General features: G+C 42.0%; 15 protein-coding genes and 1 tRNA gene. 8 read left to right on the forward strand and 8 right to left on the reverse strand.

Annotation, left to right across the window (positions count from 1 at the left end; all coding sequences use genetic code 11):
* Window positions 1-47: 47 nt before the first annotated feature.
* Window positions 48-272: a hypothetical protein gene (locus tag ABZP31_RS10595; protein WP_228127191.1), complete on the reverse strand. Its 225-nt coding sequence runs from the start codon at window positions 270-272 to the stop codon at window positions 48-50.
* Between the two features lie 744 nt (window positions 273-1,016).
* Here ABZP31_RS10595 and ABZP31_RS10600 point away from each other — a divergent pair.
* The 5 genes from ABZP31_RS10600 to ABZP31_RS10620 all read left to right on the forward strand — a co-directional run bounded on the left by ABZP31_RS10600 (window position 1,017) and on the right by ABZP31_RS10620 (window position 3,396).
* Complete coding sequence (locus tag ABZP31_RS10600; RefSeq protein WP_005015578.1) at window positions 1,017-1,295, forward strand: hypothetical protein; 279 nt, start codon at window positions 1,017-1,019, stop codon at window positions 1,293-1,295.
* A gap of 10 nt (window positions 1,296-1,305) precedes the next feature.
* Window positions 1,306-1,455: a hypothetical protein gene (locus ABZP31_RS10605; RefSeq protein WP_005404281.1), complete on the forward strand. Its 150-nt coding sequence runs from the start codon at window positions 1,306-1,308 to the stop codon at window positions 1,453-1,455.
* 49 nt (window positions 1,456-1,504) lie between these two features.
* Window positions 1,505-1,921 (forward strand): hypothetical protein, encoded by a 417-nt coding sequence (locus ABZP31_RS10610; RefSeq protein WP_005015581.1) that lies wholly within the window; start codon window positions 1,505-1,507, stop codon window positions 1,919-1,921.
* A gap of 49 nt (window positions 1,922-1,970) precedes the next feature.
* Window positions 1,971-2,543, forward strand: a complete 573-nt coding sequence (locus tag ABZP31_RS10615; RefSeq protein ID WP_005015585.1) for a hypothetical protein — start codon at window positions 1,971-1,973, stop codon at window positions 2,541-2,543.
* A 451-nt stretch (window positions 2,544-2,994) separates the two neighbouring features.
* Complete coding sequence (locus tag ABZP31_RS10620) at window positions 2,995-3,396, forward strand: hypothetical protein (RefSeq protein ID WP_005015586.1); 402 nt, start codon at window positions 2,995-2,997, stop codon at window positions 3,394-3,396.
* A gap of 141 nt (window positions 3,397-3,537) precedes the next feature.
* Here the strand turns inward: ABZP31_RS10620 and ABZP31_RS10625 are convergent, their stop codons facing one another.
* A complete protein-coding gene (locus ABZP31_RS10625) occupies window positions 3,538-4,845 on the reverse strand; it encodes a hypothetical protein (protein ID WP_005015587.1) in 1,308 nt (435 codons plus the stop codon).
* A 78-nt stretch (window positions 4,846-4,923) separates the two neighbouring features.
* Between ABZP31_RS10625 and ABZP31_RS10630 the strand changes: the two genes are divergently transcribed.
* The 3 genes from ABZP31_RS10630 (at window position 4,924) to ABZP31_RS10640 (ending at window position 7,771) form a co-directional block, all read left to right on the forward strand.
* Window positions 4,924-5,145 carry an AlpA family phage regulatory protein gene (locus ABZP31_RS10630; protein ID WP_005404285.1) on the forward strand — a complete coding sequence of 74 codons (222 nt, stop codon included), beginning with the start codon at window positions 4,924-4,926 and terminating at the stop codon, window positions 5,143-5,145.
* Between the two features lie 446 nt (window positions 5,146-5,591).
* On the forward strand, window positions 5,592-6,782 hold the full coding sequence (locus ABZP31_RS10635; RefSeq protein ID WP_005015590.1) for an inovirus-type Gp2 protein: 1,191 nt from the start codon (window positions 5,592-5,594) through the stop codon (window positions 6,780-6,782).
* The gene (locus ABZP31_RS10640; protein WP_005015592.1) at window positions 6,782-7,771 is read left to right on the forward strand and encodes a hypothetical protein; all 990 of its coding nucleotides are present in this window, start codon (window positions 6,782-6,784) and stop codon (window positions 7,769-7,771) included. The genes ABZP31_RS10635 and ABZP31_RS10640 overlap by 1 nt, the downstream gene beginning before the upstream one ends.
* Before the next feature lie 235 nt (window positions 7,772-8,006).
* Here ABZP31_RS10640 and ABZP31_RS10645 read toward each other — a convergent pair.
* From ABZP31_RS10645 to lldP, 6 genes are all read right to left on the reverse strand, one after another.
* Window positions 8,007-8,096: transfer RNA gene (locus ABZP31_RS10645), tRNA-Ser, on the reverse strand.
* Window positions 8,097-8,183: 87 nt separating this feature from the next.
* The gene (locus ABZP31_RS10650) at window positions 8,184-10,214 is read right to left on the reverse strand and encodes an NADPH-dependent 2,4-dienoyl-CoA reductase (RefSeq protein WP_248133811.1); all 2,031 of its coding nucleotides are present in this window, start codon (window positions 10,212-10,214) and stop codon (window positions 8,184-8,186) included.
* Window positions 10,215-10,447: 233 nt separating this feature from the next.
* On the reverse strand, window positions 10,448-12,139 hold the full coding sequence (gene dld / locus ABZP31_RS10655; RefSeq protein WP_248133810.1) for a D-lactate dehydrogenase: 1,692 nt from the start codon (window positions 12,137-12,139) through the stop codon (window positions 10,448-10,450).
* 4 nt (window positions 12,140-12,143) lie between these two features.
* A complete protein-coding gene (gene lldD, locus ABZP31_RS10660; RefSeq protein ID WP_005406852.1) occupies window positions 12,144-13,289 on the reverse strand; it encodes an FMN-dependent L-lactate dehydrogenase LldD in 1,146 nt (381 codons plus the stop codon).
* A gap of 1 nt (window position 13,290) precedes the next feature.
* Window positions 13,291-14,034 (reverse strand): transcriptional regulator LldR, encoded by a 744-nt coding sequence (gene lldR / locus ABZP31_RS10665; protein WP_005019193.1) that lies wholly within the window; start codon window positions 14,032-14,034, stop codon window positions 13,291-13,293.
* Window positions 14,035-14,055: 21 nt separating this feature from the next.
* Window positions 14,056-15,690 (reverse strand): L-lactate permease, encoded by a 1,635-nt coding sequence (lldP, locus tag ABZP31_RS10670; RefSeq protein WP_248122120.1) that lies wholly within the window; start codon window positions 15,688-15,690, stop codon window positions 14,056-14,058.
* Window positions 15,691-15,692 lie beyond the last annotated feature (2 nt).

Below are 15,692 nucleotides of genomic sequence, written 5' to 3' on the forward strand. Positions count from 1 at the left end.
ATAATGAATAAATTTAAACTGTTAAGAGTACGAATATAAACGGTCTACTATTTATGCAATGGCGAACGGTAAGATGCCTGTGTCTGGTCAGCAATGACCAGAATTACCCCACCCAGCATGGCTCCTGCAATCCCACCAATAAAAGGTGAATAGCCCAGTGACTTCGCCAGCGACATGCCCAGCACCGCCAGAGTGGTGGGTGAATTGCGAAGACCCCATTCCTGTAGCGCCGGTTTTAACGGTTCATATTGTGAAAAGTTTGAATCTTCCATCTGGTCAAAATCTCGATACGGCATAAGAAACTCCTGAAAATATATTTATGGGTCAGCAGCTCATTTGTCCTGATCTGGAGAAATGTTCAGCTGCTGCTTCATTCAGGTGTTATGTATCTGAAATTTTTTAGAATCTTGTTCTTATATTATTTAGTCTTACTATTATTCGGCGATATAGAAATGAAATTGACCGGCTTGCAGCTTGGCATTATCATAAGCATGCTGGCCTACATTGCCAGCCGGTTTTAGCAGACCGTTTACCCAATGCACACTAAAAAGTCTATCTTTTTGGTGGGCGACCCTGTGTGTCCCCCTTTGCGGCGGAACGGGAGGGGGACACCTTCGGGTGTGCTGATCTTTTTGGGTATCAGTCTGCTAACCCCTTTTCGTTTCGCCACCATTATTTAGCAGTGATGCGGTGAAACTTCTTTATACCCAAAGGAGTCATCATGACTGTTTTCTTATTTGCTGTTTGCTCTATTCCCATCCCTTCTTCTCTATCTAAACAATCCGGTTCTTCTGCCCTGCTTTGGTAATGAAGATCCTTGCACGCCTGATGTTAATGATGGGGATACTGATCTGGCTGGGCCCGGCTGTTATTGGCTTTTTGCTGATGATGCTGCTGTTCTGGCTCTTGGTTGAACTGGCCGGCTGGAATAAAACGCCGCACCGGTAAAACATCCTGATCTCTTATACCTTCTTAAATCAGACGCCGATCATCCTCTGTTTATGATGAGAATTATAATGTCTTTTTCTAATCGTCTGCCCTTACTGGGCATTGTGCTGCTGGCGGCTGCCGTGTTAGCTGGCTGCGAAAGCAAATCCAAACGTGATTTTAATGCCGGCTGCCAGTCGGGTGGCACAGACCGTTCCACCTGTTCCTGTGTCTATGACCGGCTGGAAGCTCATTACTCTCCTGCATTTATGGAAAAGCTGGGCCAACAGAATGTCAGTCAACTTGATCTGCCTCAGGATTTTACCGAGCAGATGCTACGTGCAGCTCAAGCCTGCCAGTCTCGCTAGGGGTGCGAATATGCAAATCAAGCATTATCTGATCGGGGTATATATCGTAATTGCCCTGCTGTTTTCAGCATATTTAAAAGGTTGCAGCGCGACCGCAGACCGCAGTTATGCCTATAACCTGGGCAAAGCCATGGTTTGGCCGGTGTCCATGTTTAATTAATTCCATTTACTTAAAACTTATTCAACAACAATAATTTGGAACGATTTTAATGAATAAACAGATCAAGAATTTTTTGCAGTCAGGGGTGATTGTAGCCAGTCTGGCATTACCGGGCTTAAGTCATGCAGACATGACGCAGGTGATGGCGCTGGTCAATGATCCTTCTGCCGCACCTGCAGTGAAACGCTGTGAGGGCAATACCAATTGCAATGCGTTTGTGGCACTCAGCAAGCAGTGGCAGGTCATCCCCAAAGATGATCCGTTGCGCTATTTCATCTATAGCGGTGATCTGAATGGGCTCATCCGGGAAGGCAAGGATTTGCATCAGCACAAGTTATTAGACCTGGATGACTTTGCCTATCAGGTTTTTGATTATCACGCCGAGAATTCTAATGACCGCTGGCTGTATGTCAAAGGCTTATGCGTACTGAAGTATGTGCAGCGCACCCAGTTCACAAAGCCATAATCAGGCCCTTTGGATTTACCCGCATTCCCGTTTTAAAGGACATACCGCCATGAAAAAACTGATCATCACGGCTGCACTTTTTACCCTGCTCACCGCCTGCAGCAAAACACCTGAAAGTCCAGCTTCTGCTGCTAATAGCGAACATGAATCCGTTTCATCTGATGACAGCGCTATAAAAGATGAGACAAAAGAGCGTGAGGCTGAAGCGGCCGCCATCGCGCATGACCGCTATGACCCGGACAGTATTTATGAAGGGGCTGAAAATATTGATATTCCACCGCCACAGATGAAAAGAAAGCTATTGCCCGGTGAAGCACTTGAAGTGAAGTTTAGGCCTGCCGAAACTTATGTTGGGTTTACAGTCATCACATCCACTGTCTTAGATAGCACCCGCTTAAGAGTAGTCTCAGAAGTTAACGATGTACTGGATAAAGTGGAAATAGACAACCCCAACTGCAAAGTTATTGGTATAGAACCATATACGGTTAAATTTCCTAAGCAAACCTACTACGGTGATAACTTTAACCTGCTGCTAAAGGGCTGTACTGCAGACGAAATCAAGGAAGTCTATTTGTATACGACACGTGGCAAACTCACCCACCGTGCCATTGTTGAAGAATAGCTTCAAATATAATCCAGCCTATTTTTTACCGGCTTGCGCTTTAGCTGTTGGTACAGACTAAGCTAATGCCTGACTTTATGGCTATCACAGCCAATGTAATGAAGATCTAGCTCCTGCTGAATGCAGATGATGGCTAGATGATTAAAATGCGCTCTGGCGAGTGCTTTAAGGGCTATACCCCCCGCAAAATCAGCTCGCTTTAGCCCAGGTCCATACACCGTTTTCCTCTGTCTTGGCTAATTCTGCTTATGCATTGAATCAGCACAAAAAGTTTCAATCCCTAGAAGAACTGAGACAGAGAGCATACCAAGAAGAATGACATGACTCATATAAAATTACTGTCCGCTGCCTGCTTATTGATCGCTTTGCTGAGTGCTTGCACCCCCTCACAAGATAGGGCTAGCAAACTGATCAGCCACAGGCAGAGCTTGATCCGAAAACCCAGAAATTCATGCAAACGGATTTAAGCGAAACACTGGCCGATGATGAAATGCCGGCTTCATCTGAAACAGATCTGAACAATCAAAATTTAGATACGGCATCGATTGCTGATGAGCAAACAGAAGCTAAGGCTATAGCTGAAGAATTTGACATACGCGTCTACCGTGCTGAATCGCAAGGTTCATTGACAGGTTATATTGATAAAATCGATATTATTTCACTCAACGATCAGCCCACCACCATTACGGGCGTTCAGGTCAACCGCGGCAACTGTGAAATAACCCGCATATATGATTATAAAAACATGTATTACGGCTCAGCGGCTTTAGCTTATCCGCGCTGCAAGGTTGAGTCTATTCGTGAAGTCAGTATCAGTACAGCTTATGGGACTTATGCTTATCGGATTGGGTGATTTCAAAATAAAAAATAAGCGGAAAACTTGCTTAACTTTCCGCTTAAACACATAATTTCTTATTGGCTTTTTCGCCAAATTATTATGTAAAAATTACGAGTAAAAAAGGCCCCCTTAATACGCTGCGAAAGTTATCATGAGTTATTCATAATTAAACAAATTTGTCTTTTTTTTATGATCACTGTAAGCTGACTTTATTTGATTCCAAGTCCACGTAAAATTACCCATGCTGTTACGACTATTTGATATAAATTCTATTTTCCAATTATCGGTTTTATCAGCATCAACACTCATTTTGACCTTAAAACCCATATCTAAAAAACCAAACTCTAAATATTTAAAAAATGCCAATATTCTTGCTCTAGCATCTTTATCTCGTTTTATTTTATTTGGACTTGTCTTTTCTCTAGAATCATTGTGAGAAAAAATAGATTTATCATATTCGTCTAAAAAATTTTCATACATAATACTGCGTAACACAGGAATGATTGAACCCTCTTTTTCTACACTTCTATACACTAAATGTTGTTCTTTGGGCCAAGTTTGCAATAATAATTTCATTATATTATTACATTCATAAAGCTTATTATATTTAGACAAACGCTGCCCATTCAAAAAATTTGATTTACCAACAGCAAGCTTTAATTTAAAATTTTTGGGATCATCTTTTAAAAAATCGAAATAAAAAAGCTCAATCAGATGTTGAAACAAAAAATGCAATAAATTATCAACTAAAGTACCTGGTTTGAAATTTAATGGTGTCTTCAAAGTTGAATAATATTTTTTACCTTGAGACGTATTAAATGTAGAAAAACCTGTGATAGATGTACGTGCAAATATTGAGTAGTATGGAATTTCTCTTAGCAAATCCATAAATTTTCTCTGAATTGCCTTATTTTCCAATTGAGTATTCGGGCTCACTATTTCTGCATATAATTGAAAGTATCTAAAAATTGATCGATTTACTCTATCTTTAGAAAGAAAGGAGGATAATGCATAGTTATTGAAAAAGTTATAATAATCTAAGAACTGATTTGTATATTCTTTAGGAGAGCTTAAATTATCTATTAAATTATAAAAAAAAATCTCTATAATATCTTGGTCAATGTTTAACTCTGATATTAGAGCCTTATTGTACGATATATCATGAAATTGTTTAAAATCCCAAAAGTATTGATTTAACTCATAAACAATATCATCCTCAAAAAGGTCAAATTGAATCATATCATCAAAACTATCAACTTTGATTGAAAAATTATTACCCTTTTTTTCTCTTAGAAAATTTCTAATTTCAAAAGCTACGACTTCGTTATTTTCCTCAAACCATCTATACATATCTGGAAATCTTTTTTTTGCTTTAATCATCTCACACGAATAAATAACAACTAATCTAAAAAGATTCGCTAATACTGCTTTAAACAACTCTTCTGTTTGATAATCTCTAATCACGTAATCATTCTCAACTTTTATTTACGTATATTCTTACCATAATTCCTTTGTGTTCACATCAGTCGAAATTAGAATTTTATGCAAAACAATCAACACCCTACAAGCACTATGTGTATGCTTAAATTGAAAGATGTCATCAACAAGTGCCAAATTAGCCGATCCACCATTTATGACAAGCTGGATCAAAAATCCAAGCGTTATGACCCTGACTTTCCTAAACCACGCAAGCTGGGAATGAACAGCGTTGCCTGGGTTGAAAATGAAGTTGAGCAATGGCTGAAAAACCTGCCTTACCACTAATTCTATTGGCATAACTTTCATAATTTCTTAGTTCTCAAATTCCCGTAATGACCAAAGGGCAATTTCATCATTTGCCCTTACGGGACAGCTATGACTTATGAAAGTGAATTTAGGTTTTTTAATTTAATTAATAAGCATTAATTATCTATATGAAATAAATAGTTAGGTATCTAATACAGATTAAGTAGCTCTTATACACTCAGTACTGATATCTCATTATTCTTAATAATAACTAGGTACTTAGATACCGATTATTAGCACAGATCAATTAATACCTTATTCAAGTAAATTAATCACTTAAATATAAAAAATAGATTGATTAAACAGATGGATACAACTGTCTGGGTAACCGATTCAGTATTCACCGTACTCAGTTATCCACCCAACAGTACCATCATTTTAATAGTTAAAACTTACTTAGATTAGAATCTTATGAGTAATCCCATATGGAACCACAAATTAATATTGAACAAAATTATCCGTCTAATGTATTAGAGCTCACTAGTGAACAATGCAATGGTAAATTTACTCTTAAAGAGAATCCCGTTGTTTCAAGTATGTTCAGTATGATTTTTGCCATTAATCAAATTGAACGTGAATCACTAGAGTACTTATTTAAGCTCAACAATGAAGGCTTAAGCTTAAAGACCTATGACACTTCACTTGATTTATTCTTAAAAGGAATCTATTCAATTGAACAAGTCAGTCAAAGTAACTATCACTGTGAACATAGCGTCATTTTTAAACAAGCCTATGATGCAGTGGTTGCACCTCACATTCATCCTAACGATGAAACTTTATTTTGGAATGCACTACCAAATTATAGATTCGTAGTATTAGATGAGGAGACAGGAAATCCCAAAAGCTCCCATACAACTGCTCAACTAAAAAATGAGTTGATTCGTGAGATTTTTATCCGGATAGATTCACCTATCTTTAAAGCGGCCCAGAATGCACGTGCTGAAAAAGCCAAACATCAGTACAAGCGGGCAGTCAAGTTAATACAATGCCTGAGAAAGCTTTTTAGCAAATTGTTAGTAATCCGTATTGATTTATGCTGGAAACACCTGATACAGGATAATCTCACGTTTGACGAAATGAGAGCCTATTTCGCTCAACTGTTAAAGCGCTTTCATTATGACAAAAACCTTCCCAACATTGCTGGTTATATCTGGAAGCTCGAATTCGGTCAGCATAAAGGCTACCACTATCACTGCCTGTTCTTTATGGATGGTAATAAGTTCCAGCGTGATACTCACTATGCAGAGGTCATTGGTCAGTACTGGTCACAACTGACCGGGAACAAGGGCTACTACTTTAACTGTCACCGCGACAAGATCAAGTATCGCAACCTGGCTATTGGCATGGCTCATCATGATGATCAGACCTTCTTTGACAACCTTGATCAGGTTCTATTGTACATCTGCAAGCAGGATCAGTTCCTCATTGATCAACGTCTTCTAACCCAAAAATTACGTGTATTCCAGACAAGCAAGCTTCCTCGTAAAACCGGGTCTGTGGGGCGTCCCCGCCAATTTAAATACCATGAGCTGTCACCTGTTCAAGCTACACCAAAAGAGCTTGTAACAGGTATCCATACACCGGCTAAATTTAAAGTATTAAAAGGAAATATATAATGAGCTTCGAAAAACTTGAACAAATCAATGCAACAGACTTAATAGGTGGCTCAAATAATCTGCAGCTCTTGTCTTACCTGAAGCATTTAAGTGAAACTGCTCATCAAATGAGCTTGAAGAACTCAAAACCGTTCCAGACCAAAGGAGAGGTACTCATACCTTCAGCAGCATTAATTCAACTAGACACAGCAGTAAAAACCATGTTGCAAATGGTTCAGTCAGGTTGTACGCCTTCCCTCTCCCTGCAAGCTCATCCATTTGTATTAGACAAAATGAGTAGCCTGTTATTTTTTAAAGTTTATGAAATTGTTAAACAGAGGCAATGGATAGATCTTTTAGCAATTAACCAGCATCCCGCAAAAGCCCAGATACATCTATTTTTACAGCAATTATGGAATGAAATCCGGGGATATGCTGCAAGTACTGAGGCTCAAAGTAATCTTAAAACCCGTAACAAGCTAATAACCGATCAAGCTACCAAAAATTCTAGAGTCGTTAGCCGACTACTTACTGCTCATACTAATATTCAGGTAGCGAGAGTTTCTTGTTTATTTAATATGACTGGTCATACACAGCTACTAGACATGAACAGAGATGAGAAGGTGATGACAAAGCTAAAAGGCAAGTTAATTAAAGAGCTTCTACAACTCAATCAAGGAGGGATATTATGTATTCAGTGGCGTATCCAGCAAACCCTGTTCGGTCAGTACTATTTAAATATGCTGGTTTATTATCGTGATCAACATCATTTAAATTTACCTAGTCATGAAGACCACTTTATACATGGATCTGATGACAGTACACAACCGACTGTTCAACTGGATTTAAGCAATACTCTTATACATTACGCTCGAATTGAAAGAGATAATTTTCAGGGAATAAATCTGGCGCAATGGAAAGTAATTTTTAAAGTGATGCTCTATCCTTTGAAGTATTATTATTATCATTCCAAAATCATATCACCCAAGTTTGAATACATCATTTACTGATGGCATTTTAATCAATTCTTTAAAAGCCCAATAATTATTTATTGGGCTTTTTTTATTGAAAAAGTAGTTTTATAAGACTGCAATAAATTAAAACTGAAACGCTTCATTTTCCTATTACATCCTAAATATACCTATTTGAGTTAAACACATCCAAAATTTTATGTGGGGTAGTTTGAGGGGTAAGCTACAGGTAAAAAAATAAGCCCTTGTAGATACAAGGGCTTATAAAAATATTTGGCGGAAGCGGTGAGATTCGAACTCACGGAGGGCGTGAACCCTCGTCGGTTTTCAAGACCGGTGCATTAAACCGCTCTGCCACGCTTCCATGCCGCTAAGAATACAAAGCCTCTTCATTTTATTCAAGAAAAATTTTAATACTTTATAGTCAAATGTCTATTGTTTCATCATTTAGTTAAAGCTTTGCAGCCAATTCAGCTCCTTCACGAATAGCACGCTTGGCATCAAGCTCTGCTGCCAGCTTTGCTCCTCCAATAATGTGATAGTTAGCCAGCACTTTCTTTCCACCCTGTGGCATCAAATCTTTAACTGATTCCTGTCCAGCGCATACTACAATCGTATCGACACGGAGCAGCTGGTCATGCCCATCGTGAGAAATCCATAAGCCTTCATCAGTAATTGCTTTATAATTTACACCGCGCAACATACGTACCTGATGCTTTTTCAGTTGTGCACGATGCACCCAGCCTGTTGTCTTACCAAGCCCTGCACCTAAGGGCGTAGGTTTGCGCTGCAGTAAATAAATTTCCCGAACGGGTGTTTCCAATTTGGCCGAAACCATTCCACCTTCCGTATGGTAATGAGATTCTGAATCTACGCCCCACTCACGTTGCCATTCAGTTAAAGGTTGTGGCTGAGGCTGTGAGACAGGTTTGAGTAAAAATTCAGAAACATCAAAACCAATTCCTCCTGCTCCTATCACTGCAACCCTGTATCCCACTTTTGCGCCCTTAAGCACTTCTGCATAAGACAAAACCTGCGGCGCTTCACTGCCAGCAATTTTAAGCTGACGCGGTATAACACCTGTGGCAACCACAATTTCATCATATCCTTCACGCTCTAACTGCTCCCGATTAATGCGGGTATTTAAGCGAAGCTCTACGCCGGTTTTCTCAATTTGAACCTTAAAGTAGCGAATGGTTTCATGAAACTCTTCTTTGCCTGGCACAACTTTGGCTAAATTAAACTGTCCCCCGACTTCATCACTTGCTTCAAATAAAGTCACTTGGTGCCCTCGTCCCGCAGCAACTGTAGCCGCAGACATTCCGGCAACTCCAGCCCCCACTACAGCAATCCGTTTAGGGTTTTTTGTACGCACGTAGACCAGCTCGGTTTCATAAGCTGCCCGCGGATTAACCAGACAGGTTGCACGCTGCCATTTAAATGTATGGTCCAGGCAGGCCTGATTACAGGCAATACAAGTGTTAATTTCATTAACACGGTCTGTAGCAGTTTTATTTACCCAAAAAGGGTCAGCCAGAAATGGGCGTGCCATTTGTACCATATCGGCTTTTCCTTCAGCCAGAATGGTTTCGGCAGTCTCCGGCATATTAATACGGTTTGAGGCAATGACCGGTATATTCACATACTGCTTCACTTCAGCGGTATAATCGACGAAAGCAGCACGCGGTACAGAGGTAACAATGGTCGGAATACGCGCTTCGTGCCAGCCAATCCCGGTATTTAGCAAAGTTACACCTGCTTTTTCTAACGCCTGGGCAATCTGGATGACTTCATCCATGGTATTACCGTTATCAACCAGATCCAGCATTGATAAACGAAAACAGATAATAAATTTCTCCCCCACTGCCTCACGGATAGCTTTTACAATTTCAAGTGAAAACCGCATCCGGTTTTCCAGTGTGCCGCCCCATCGGTCTTGACGCTGGTTGACATGCCGGCTCATAAACTGGTTTAACAGGTACCCTTCCGAGCCCATAATTTCAATTCCATCATAACCGGCCTTTTTTGAAAGGCTGGCAGCATGTGCATAATCCTTAATAGTACTCAGGATATTACGCTCACTCATTTTTCGTGGTTTAAACAGGGAAATAGGTGACTTAACCGGACTGGCAGAAACGACCAGTGGCTGATAACCATAACGACCAGAATGCAGAATCTGGAGCAAAATTTTAGCGCCATGTTTGTGTACAGCATGATTGACCAACCGGTGATGGGGAATGTCGGCCAGACTGTTCATGGTGCCTCCCATTGGCGATAGCCAGCCCTCTCGATTAGGTGCTATACCTCCGGTAATAATGAGACCAACTCCACCTTTGGCTCGCTCGGCAAAATAGGCCGCAAGCTTCGGATAATGATAAAAACGGTCTTCCAGCCCGGTATGCATAGACCCCATTACTATCCGGTTTTTAATTGTAGTAAATCCCAAATCTAATGGCTTTAAAATATTTGCATAGCTGGTCATAGGATATCCTTGTAATTAGTGGGCTTTGCAATTTGTTGCATCTACTTTAACTGATTTTTTTATATTGTTTATGACTGTTTATTTGAAGGATAAAGACTTGAACGTCAATTTTAAGCTTAGGCTATTTAAAAAATTTAAATATAAATATAGGGTGGCTTTAAAAGTATTGCGGGGAAGAATTTAACTGTGCTTTTAATAAATAGTTCTTAAAAGCACAGTTAAAAGAATTTGGTTTATGACCAATATTTTTTTCTGGAAGTATAACCAATGCCCACATTGAAACTGTTGGTTGGATCAAGCTTTTGATAGTGTTGTTTTAAAGCAGGCTTGGCTACATATAAATGTCCAACATTATGTTCGGCCGGATATTCGGCACCACGCTGATCTAGCAATTTCCACATGGCATGCTCCATGGCTAATGGGTCAACCCCTTTCTTGACGATGTAATCCTGATGAAAAACATGGCACAAGAAATGACCGTAGTAGAGTTTATGTACAATCTGCTCTTCCATTGACTCAGGCAAGGTTTCCAGCCACGCCCGGTCATTGCGTTTTAGGGCAATATCGAGCGCCACAATGTCTTCGACCTCCCGGCGATGTACATCACGGTAACGTATAGCTGCTCCTGCAATGGCAAATCGGTGTAAAAAAGCTTTACGACCTTCTTCTTCATTACACAGAAAATAGTTGCCTGTAGAGTGTATTTTAAAATACTCCTGCAAGTAACTTTCTACCTGTGCTATATCCTGATCTTCGATACGAAGTAGTAAATGATGTTCATAACGGTTACGGAACTCGGCCATACGCTGCGGTAAATGGGGTGGCAAAACGCCGGTTAACAGCTGTAAAACCTTGTCGGTTAATCCTCTGATTTTGACTTTTTCCAGCATGCCATCAATTTTGTCTTTCATGGCAAAAGCTTTAGGGACCCGCGCAGTTCCAAATTTTTCGATAAACAGAAAGGTATCCTTTCCATATTTCTCGCCAATGTCATACGCTACACGATGAATATACTCACCTGCAATCGGCAGACGCGGCAATTGAGTCAGTAAATAGCGTCGAATTGCGGTCAGGTCATCCTGACTATTGGTTCCAATATAAAACACCTGACTTGGTAGTTTTTCAAAAGTATCCAGCCGCACTGCGAAAACACAGACCTTGCCGGCAGAACCTGAAGCTTCAAACAACCGGTTAGGGTCAGCATTAAAACGCGCCGGTGTATCAAGATCAACTTGACGCACGTCATGACCATAATGAGGATCGGAAGCACGGTGCTGCGGACTGTAATCAATATCCTTTTCCTGATACTCACCATTTTGCAGACGTATCAGAATCTGTTCTGGCTGGGTACCTAAACTTACTCCCAAGTGATTAACCAGATGCAGTTGTCCCTGTTCATCAACCTGAGCATATAAGGCCAGTTCGGTGTACGCCGGCCCACGTCTTACCAGTGCACCGCCAGAGTTATTACACACTCCCCCTAATACAGAGGCACCTATACAGGAGGAACCAATCACTGAATGCGGTTCCCGGTTAAAGGGTAACAGGGCTTTTTCTAATGCATCTAAAGTTGCTCCCGGCAAGCATATAACTTGCTTTCCTGAATTGATAACCTGTATACCGGCTAACCGACGGGTACTGATCAGTACTACTGGACGGTCATAATCATGACCATAAGGTGTAGAGCCTCCAGTCAGGCCAGTATTGGCGGCCTGCATAATTACAATACAATCCGCAGCCACTGCAATCTGTAAAATACGCCATTGTTCAATCAGGCTACCGGGAGCTACTACGGCTAGAACCTGTCCTTCACCAAAACGTCGACCCTGCCGGTAAAGACGGGTTTCCTGCTCATCGGTAAGTACAAATTTTTCTCCGACCACTTGCTGAAACTGCTGTATGACTTTAGAGGCGGTGATAGACACAGTTTTACTCCATGATGCGCTTGACCAGACATTCAGAAGAAATATCCTGAATAGTTTTAGCGCCAGTTAGTGTCATGGCAACTCGCATTTCCTTGTTAATCAGCTCAAGCAGGTGATTTACACCTTCACCGCCGGCAGCACCTAATGCATAGACAAAAGCACGACCCAACAGACATAAATCAGCCCCAAGCGCAATCATACGTACTACATCAAGTCCGTTACGGACTCCCGAATCGACCATAATTTTCAGATCGCCTTTAACAGCATCTGCAATAGCCGGTAATGCACGGGTAGTAGACAATACGCCATCTAGCTGACGTCCACCATGATTAGATACCACAATTCCATCAGCACCAAAACGCACCGCATCTTTGGCATCTTCAGGGTCCAGAATACCTTTAATGACCATTGGACCATCCCAGTATTCACGGATCCATTCCAGATCTTTCCAGGAAATGGACGGGTCAAAGTTTGCCCCTAACCAGCCAATATAATCTTCCAGGCCGGTTGGTTTACCCAAGTATTTAGAAATATTGCCCAGATCATGTGGACGTCCCATCAGTCCAACATTCCATGCCCAGTGTGGATGCATAAAGGACTGCATATAGCGGCGCATGGCAGCATTAGGTCCGCTCATGCCTGAATGAACATCACGGTAACGTGCACCTGGTACCGGCATATCTACGGTGAAGACCAGAGTCGAACAGCCTGCAGCCTTGGCACGCTCCAATGCATTTTTCATAAAGCCCCGGTCACGCAATACATAAAGCTGAAACCACATCGGGCGCTGGATGGCTGGTGCAACTTCTTCAATTGGGCAGACTGATACCGTTGACAGAGTAAAAGGTATGCCATTTTTCTCTGCAGCAACCGCGGCCTGAACCTCCCCACGGCGAGCGTACATTCCGGTCAGGCCAACTGGTGCCAGAGCAACTGGCATCGACAGGGTTTCATTAAACAGCTTGGTTTCCAGACTCAGTTCGGACATATCATTTAAGACACGCTGCCGCAAAGCGATTTTGGAAAGGTCTTCTACATTTCGTTGCAGGGTATATTCCGCATATGCCCCGCCATCAATATAATGAAACAGAAATGGAGGTAAACGGCGTCGCGCTGCTTCACGATAATCATTAGAAGATGAAATAATCATTTTAAATCCTGTTTAAGCGACTGGCACGCTGATGACGGGCTTCTTCCTCATCAATCGAGCGTACCTGTTGTATAACAAATTCGATATGGCCACAAACTGCCATGCGGGCTGCCTGCGGATCTTTACGGTCAATTGCATCCATGACCTTGAAATGCTGTAAATGCAACTGGTCAAAGCGGTCTGACTCTGAATAGACTTTACGGCGACCCAGCACCACGTTGTATTGCAACAGATCAAACAGGCCACGCATGGTCTGTATCAGGACCAGGTTATGAGATGCTTCAGCAATTGCCAGATGAAACTTGGCGTCTGCTACCGAAGCCTGATCCGGATCACCAATTGACTGGAAATGGCTGATCTGGTCATAAAAGTGATGAATCTTGACACGGTCCTCAGCAGTAGAGCGTAAAGCTGCATACCAGGCTGTTCCCCCTTCCAGTACCAACCGTGCTTCCTGCACATCGAAGCGGTAAAGTGGATCCTGGTCAATCAGGCCGCTTAGAGGCTGAACAATTTTATGCTGTGACCAGGTAACAGGCAGTTGGCAAATATAAGTACCATCTCCTAACCGGCTCTGCACTATACCTTGAGTATTTAACTGCTGTAGGGCCTCCCGTAATGAGGAGCGCGATACACCAAGCTGTTCACATAGCTTACGCTCAGAAGCGAGGCGATCTCCGACTTTCATTCCTTGCTGTTCAATCAGCTGATACAAACTTTGTATAACTTTATCGGAGACCTTCACCCTGCACTTCCTCTTTCTATCCTATGGAATCATCCATGGGAACACATATGCCTGTAGAGTGATAATGATACCAATCATTACGGTAAAGGTTATACTGTGTTTAACCGTAAAGCGGAACAGATCGGACTCTTTACCTACCAGTCCTGCTGCTGCACAGGCAATGGCAATCGACTGCGGAGAAATCATCTTGCCGGTGACTCCACCGCTGGTATTGGCAGCTACCAGTAAAACTTCTGGCACACCAATCTGCTGGGCAGTAGTTGCCTGTAATGCTGCAAACAGTGCATTGGCAGAAGTATCTGAACCTGTGAGGAACACGCCCAACCAGCCCAAGAATGGCGAGAAGAAGGTAAAAGCATTACCAGTATGCGCCAAGGCTAATGCCAATGTTGCTGACATTCCTGAGTAATTCGCAATGAATGCAAAGGCCAGAACCATGCCTATCGAGTAAATCGGGGTCTTTAGTTCATTTACTGTCTCGCCAAAAGTCACCAGTGCTTCACGTGGCTTCATTTTCAGATAAACAATCGTAATAAGCGCCGCAATAATAATTGCTGTACCGGTTGCTGAGAGCCAGTCAAATTTGAAGATAGCATCATAGTCCTTAACTTCGGGCACCACTGGAGGCACTTTCTGAACCAGCTGATGCAAATAAGGAACCTTGATCGAAATCACCCAATCCTGCATTGGACCATCTTTAGCAAATAGATCTTTAAAAGGCTTGATACTCCATAGAGTTACCATCGCTGTCAAAATCACAAATGGTGACCAGGCTTTGGCAATCTGGCCTATACTGAATTTCTGCTTCTGTGAAGCCAGCAGCTCGGCATCGACCTGACTGTCATTTTCATCTTTAAAACGAAAGATATGCTTAGGCTTCCAGTATTTTAATAAGATTGTCAGGCTCACCAGTGACGCAATGGCCGCAGTAATATCTGGTAATTCAGGCCCTACAAAGTTTGAGGTCAAATACTGTGCCAGTGAAAATGCACCGCCTGCTACAATTACAGCCGGCCAGGTCTCTTTAATTCCGCGCCAGCCATCCATAATGGCCATAATCCAGAACAGTACGATTGGCACCATAAACGGTAACTGGCGGCCTACCATCTGGCTGATTTCCATGGTATCTACACCAGACACCTGCCCCGCTACGATAATTGGAATACCCATTGCGCCAAAGGCAACGGGTGCGGTATTCACAATCAGGCACAGACCGGCAGCATACAATGGCTTAAAGCCCAAACCGACCAGTAATGCCGCAGTAATCGCAACCGGTGCACCAAAACCTGCTGCTCCCTCAAGAAAGGTACCAAAAGCAAATCCGACCAACAGCATTTGCAAACGCTGGTCTTCAGTAATAGATAAAATTGAAGAACGGATTACATCGAACTGGCCTGTTTTAACAGAAACTTTATACAGGAATACTGCACCAATGATGATCCAGGATATTGGCCATAAACCATAGAAGAAACCATAAATTACCGAGGCAAATGCCATATCGGTCGGCATGCCATAAGCAAAAAGTGAAACCAGCAAAGCCAGTACCACCGTAATTGTTCCCGCTACACTTCCTTTTAAACGGAAAACTGCCAATGCCAGAAAAAAGAAAATAATTGGAATCAGGGCGACCAAGCTGGAAATCCATAAATTCCCCATCG

The sequence above is a fragment of the Acinetobacter sp. FL genome (assembly GCF_040744925.1).
Taxonomy (GTDB): Bacteria; Pseudomonadota; Gammaproteobacteria; order Pseudomonadales; family Moraxellaceae; genus Acinetobacter; species Acinetobacter radioresistens.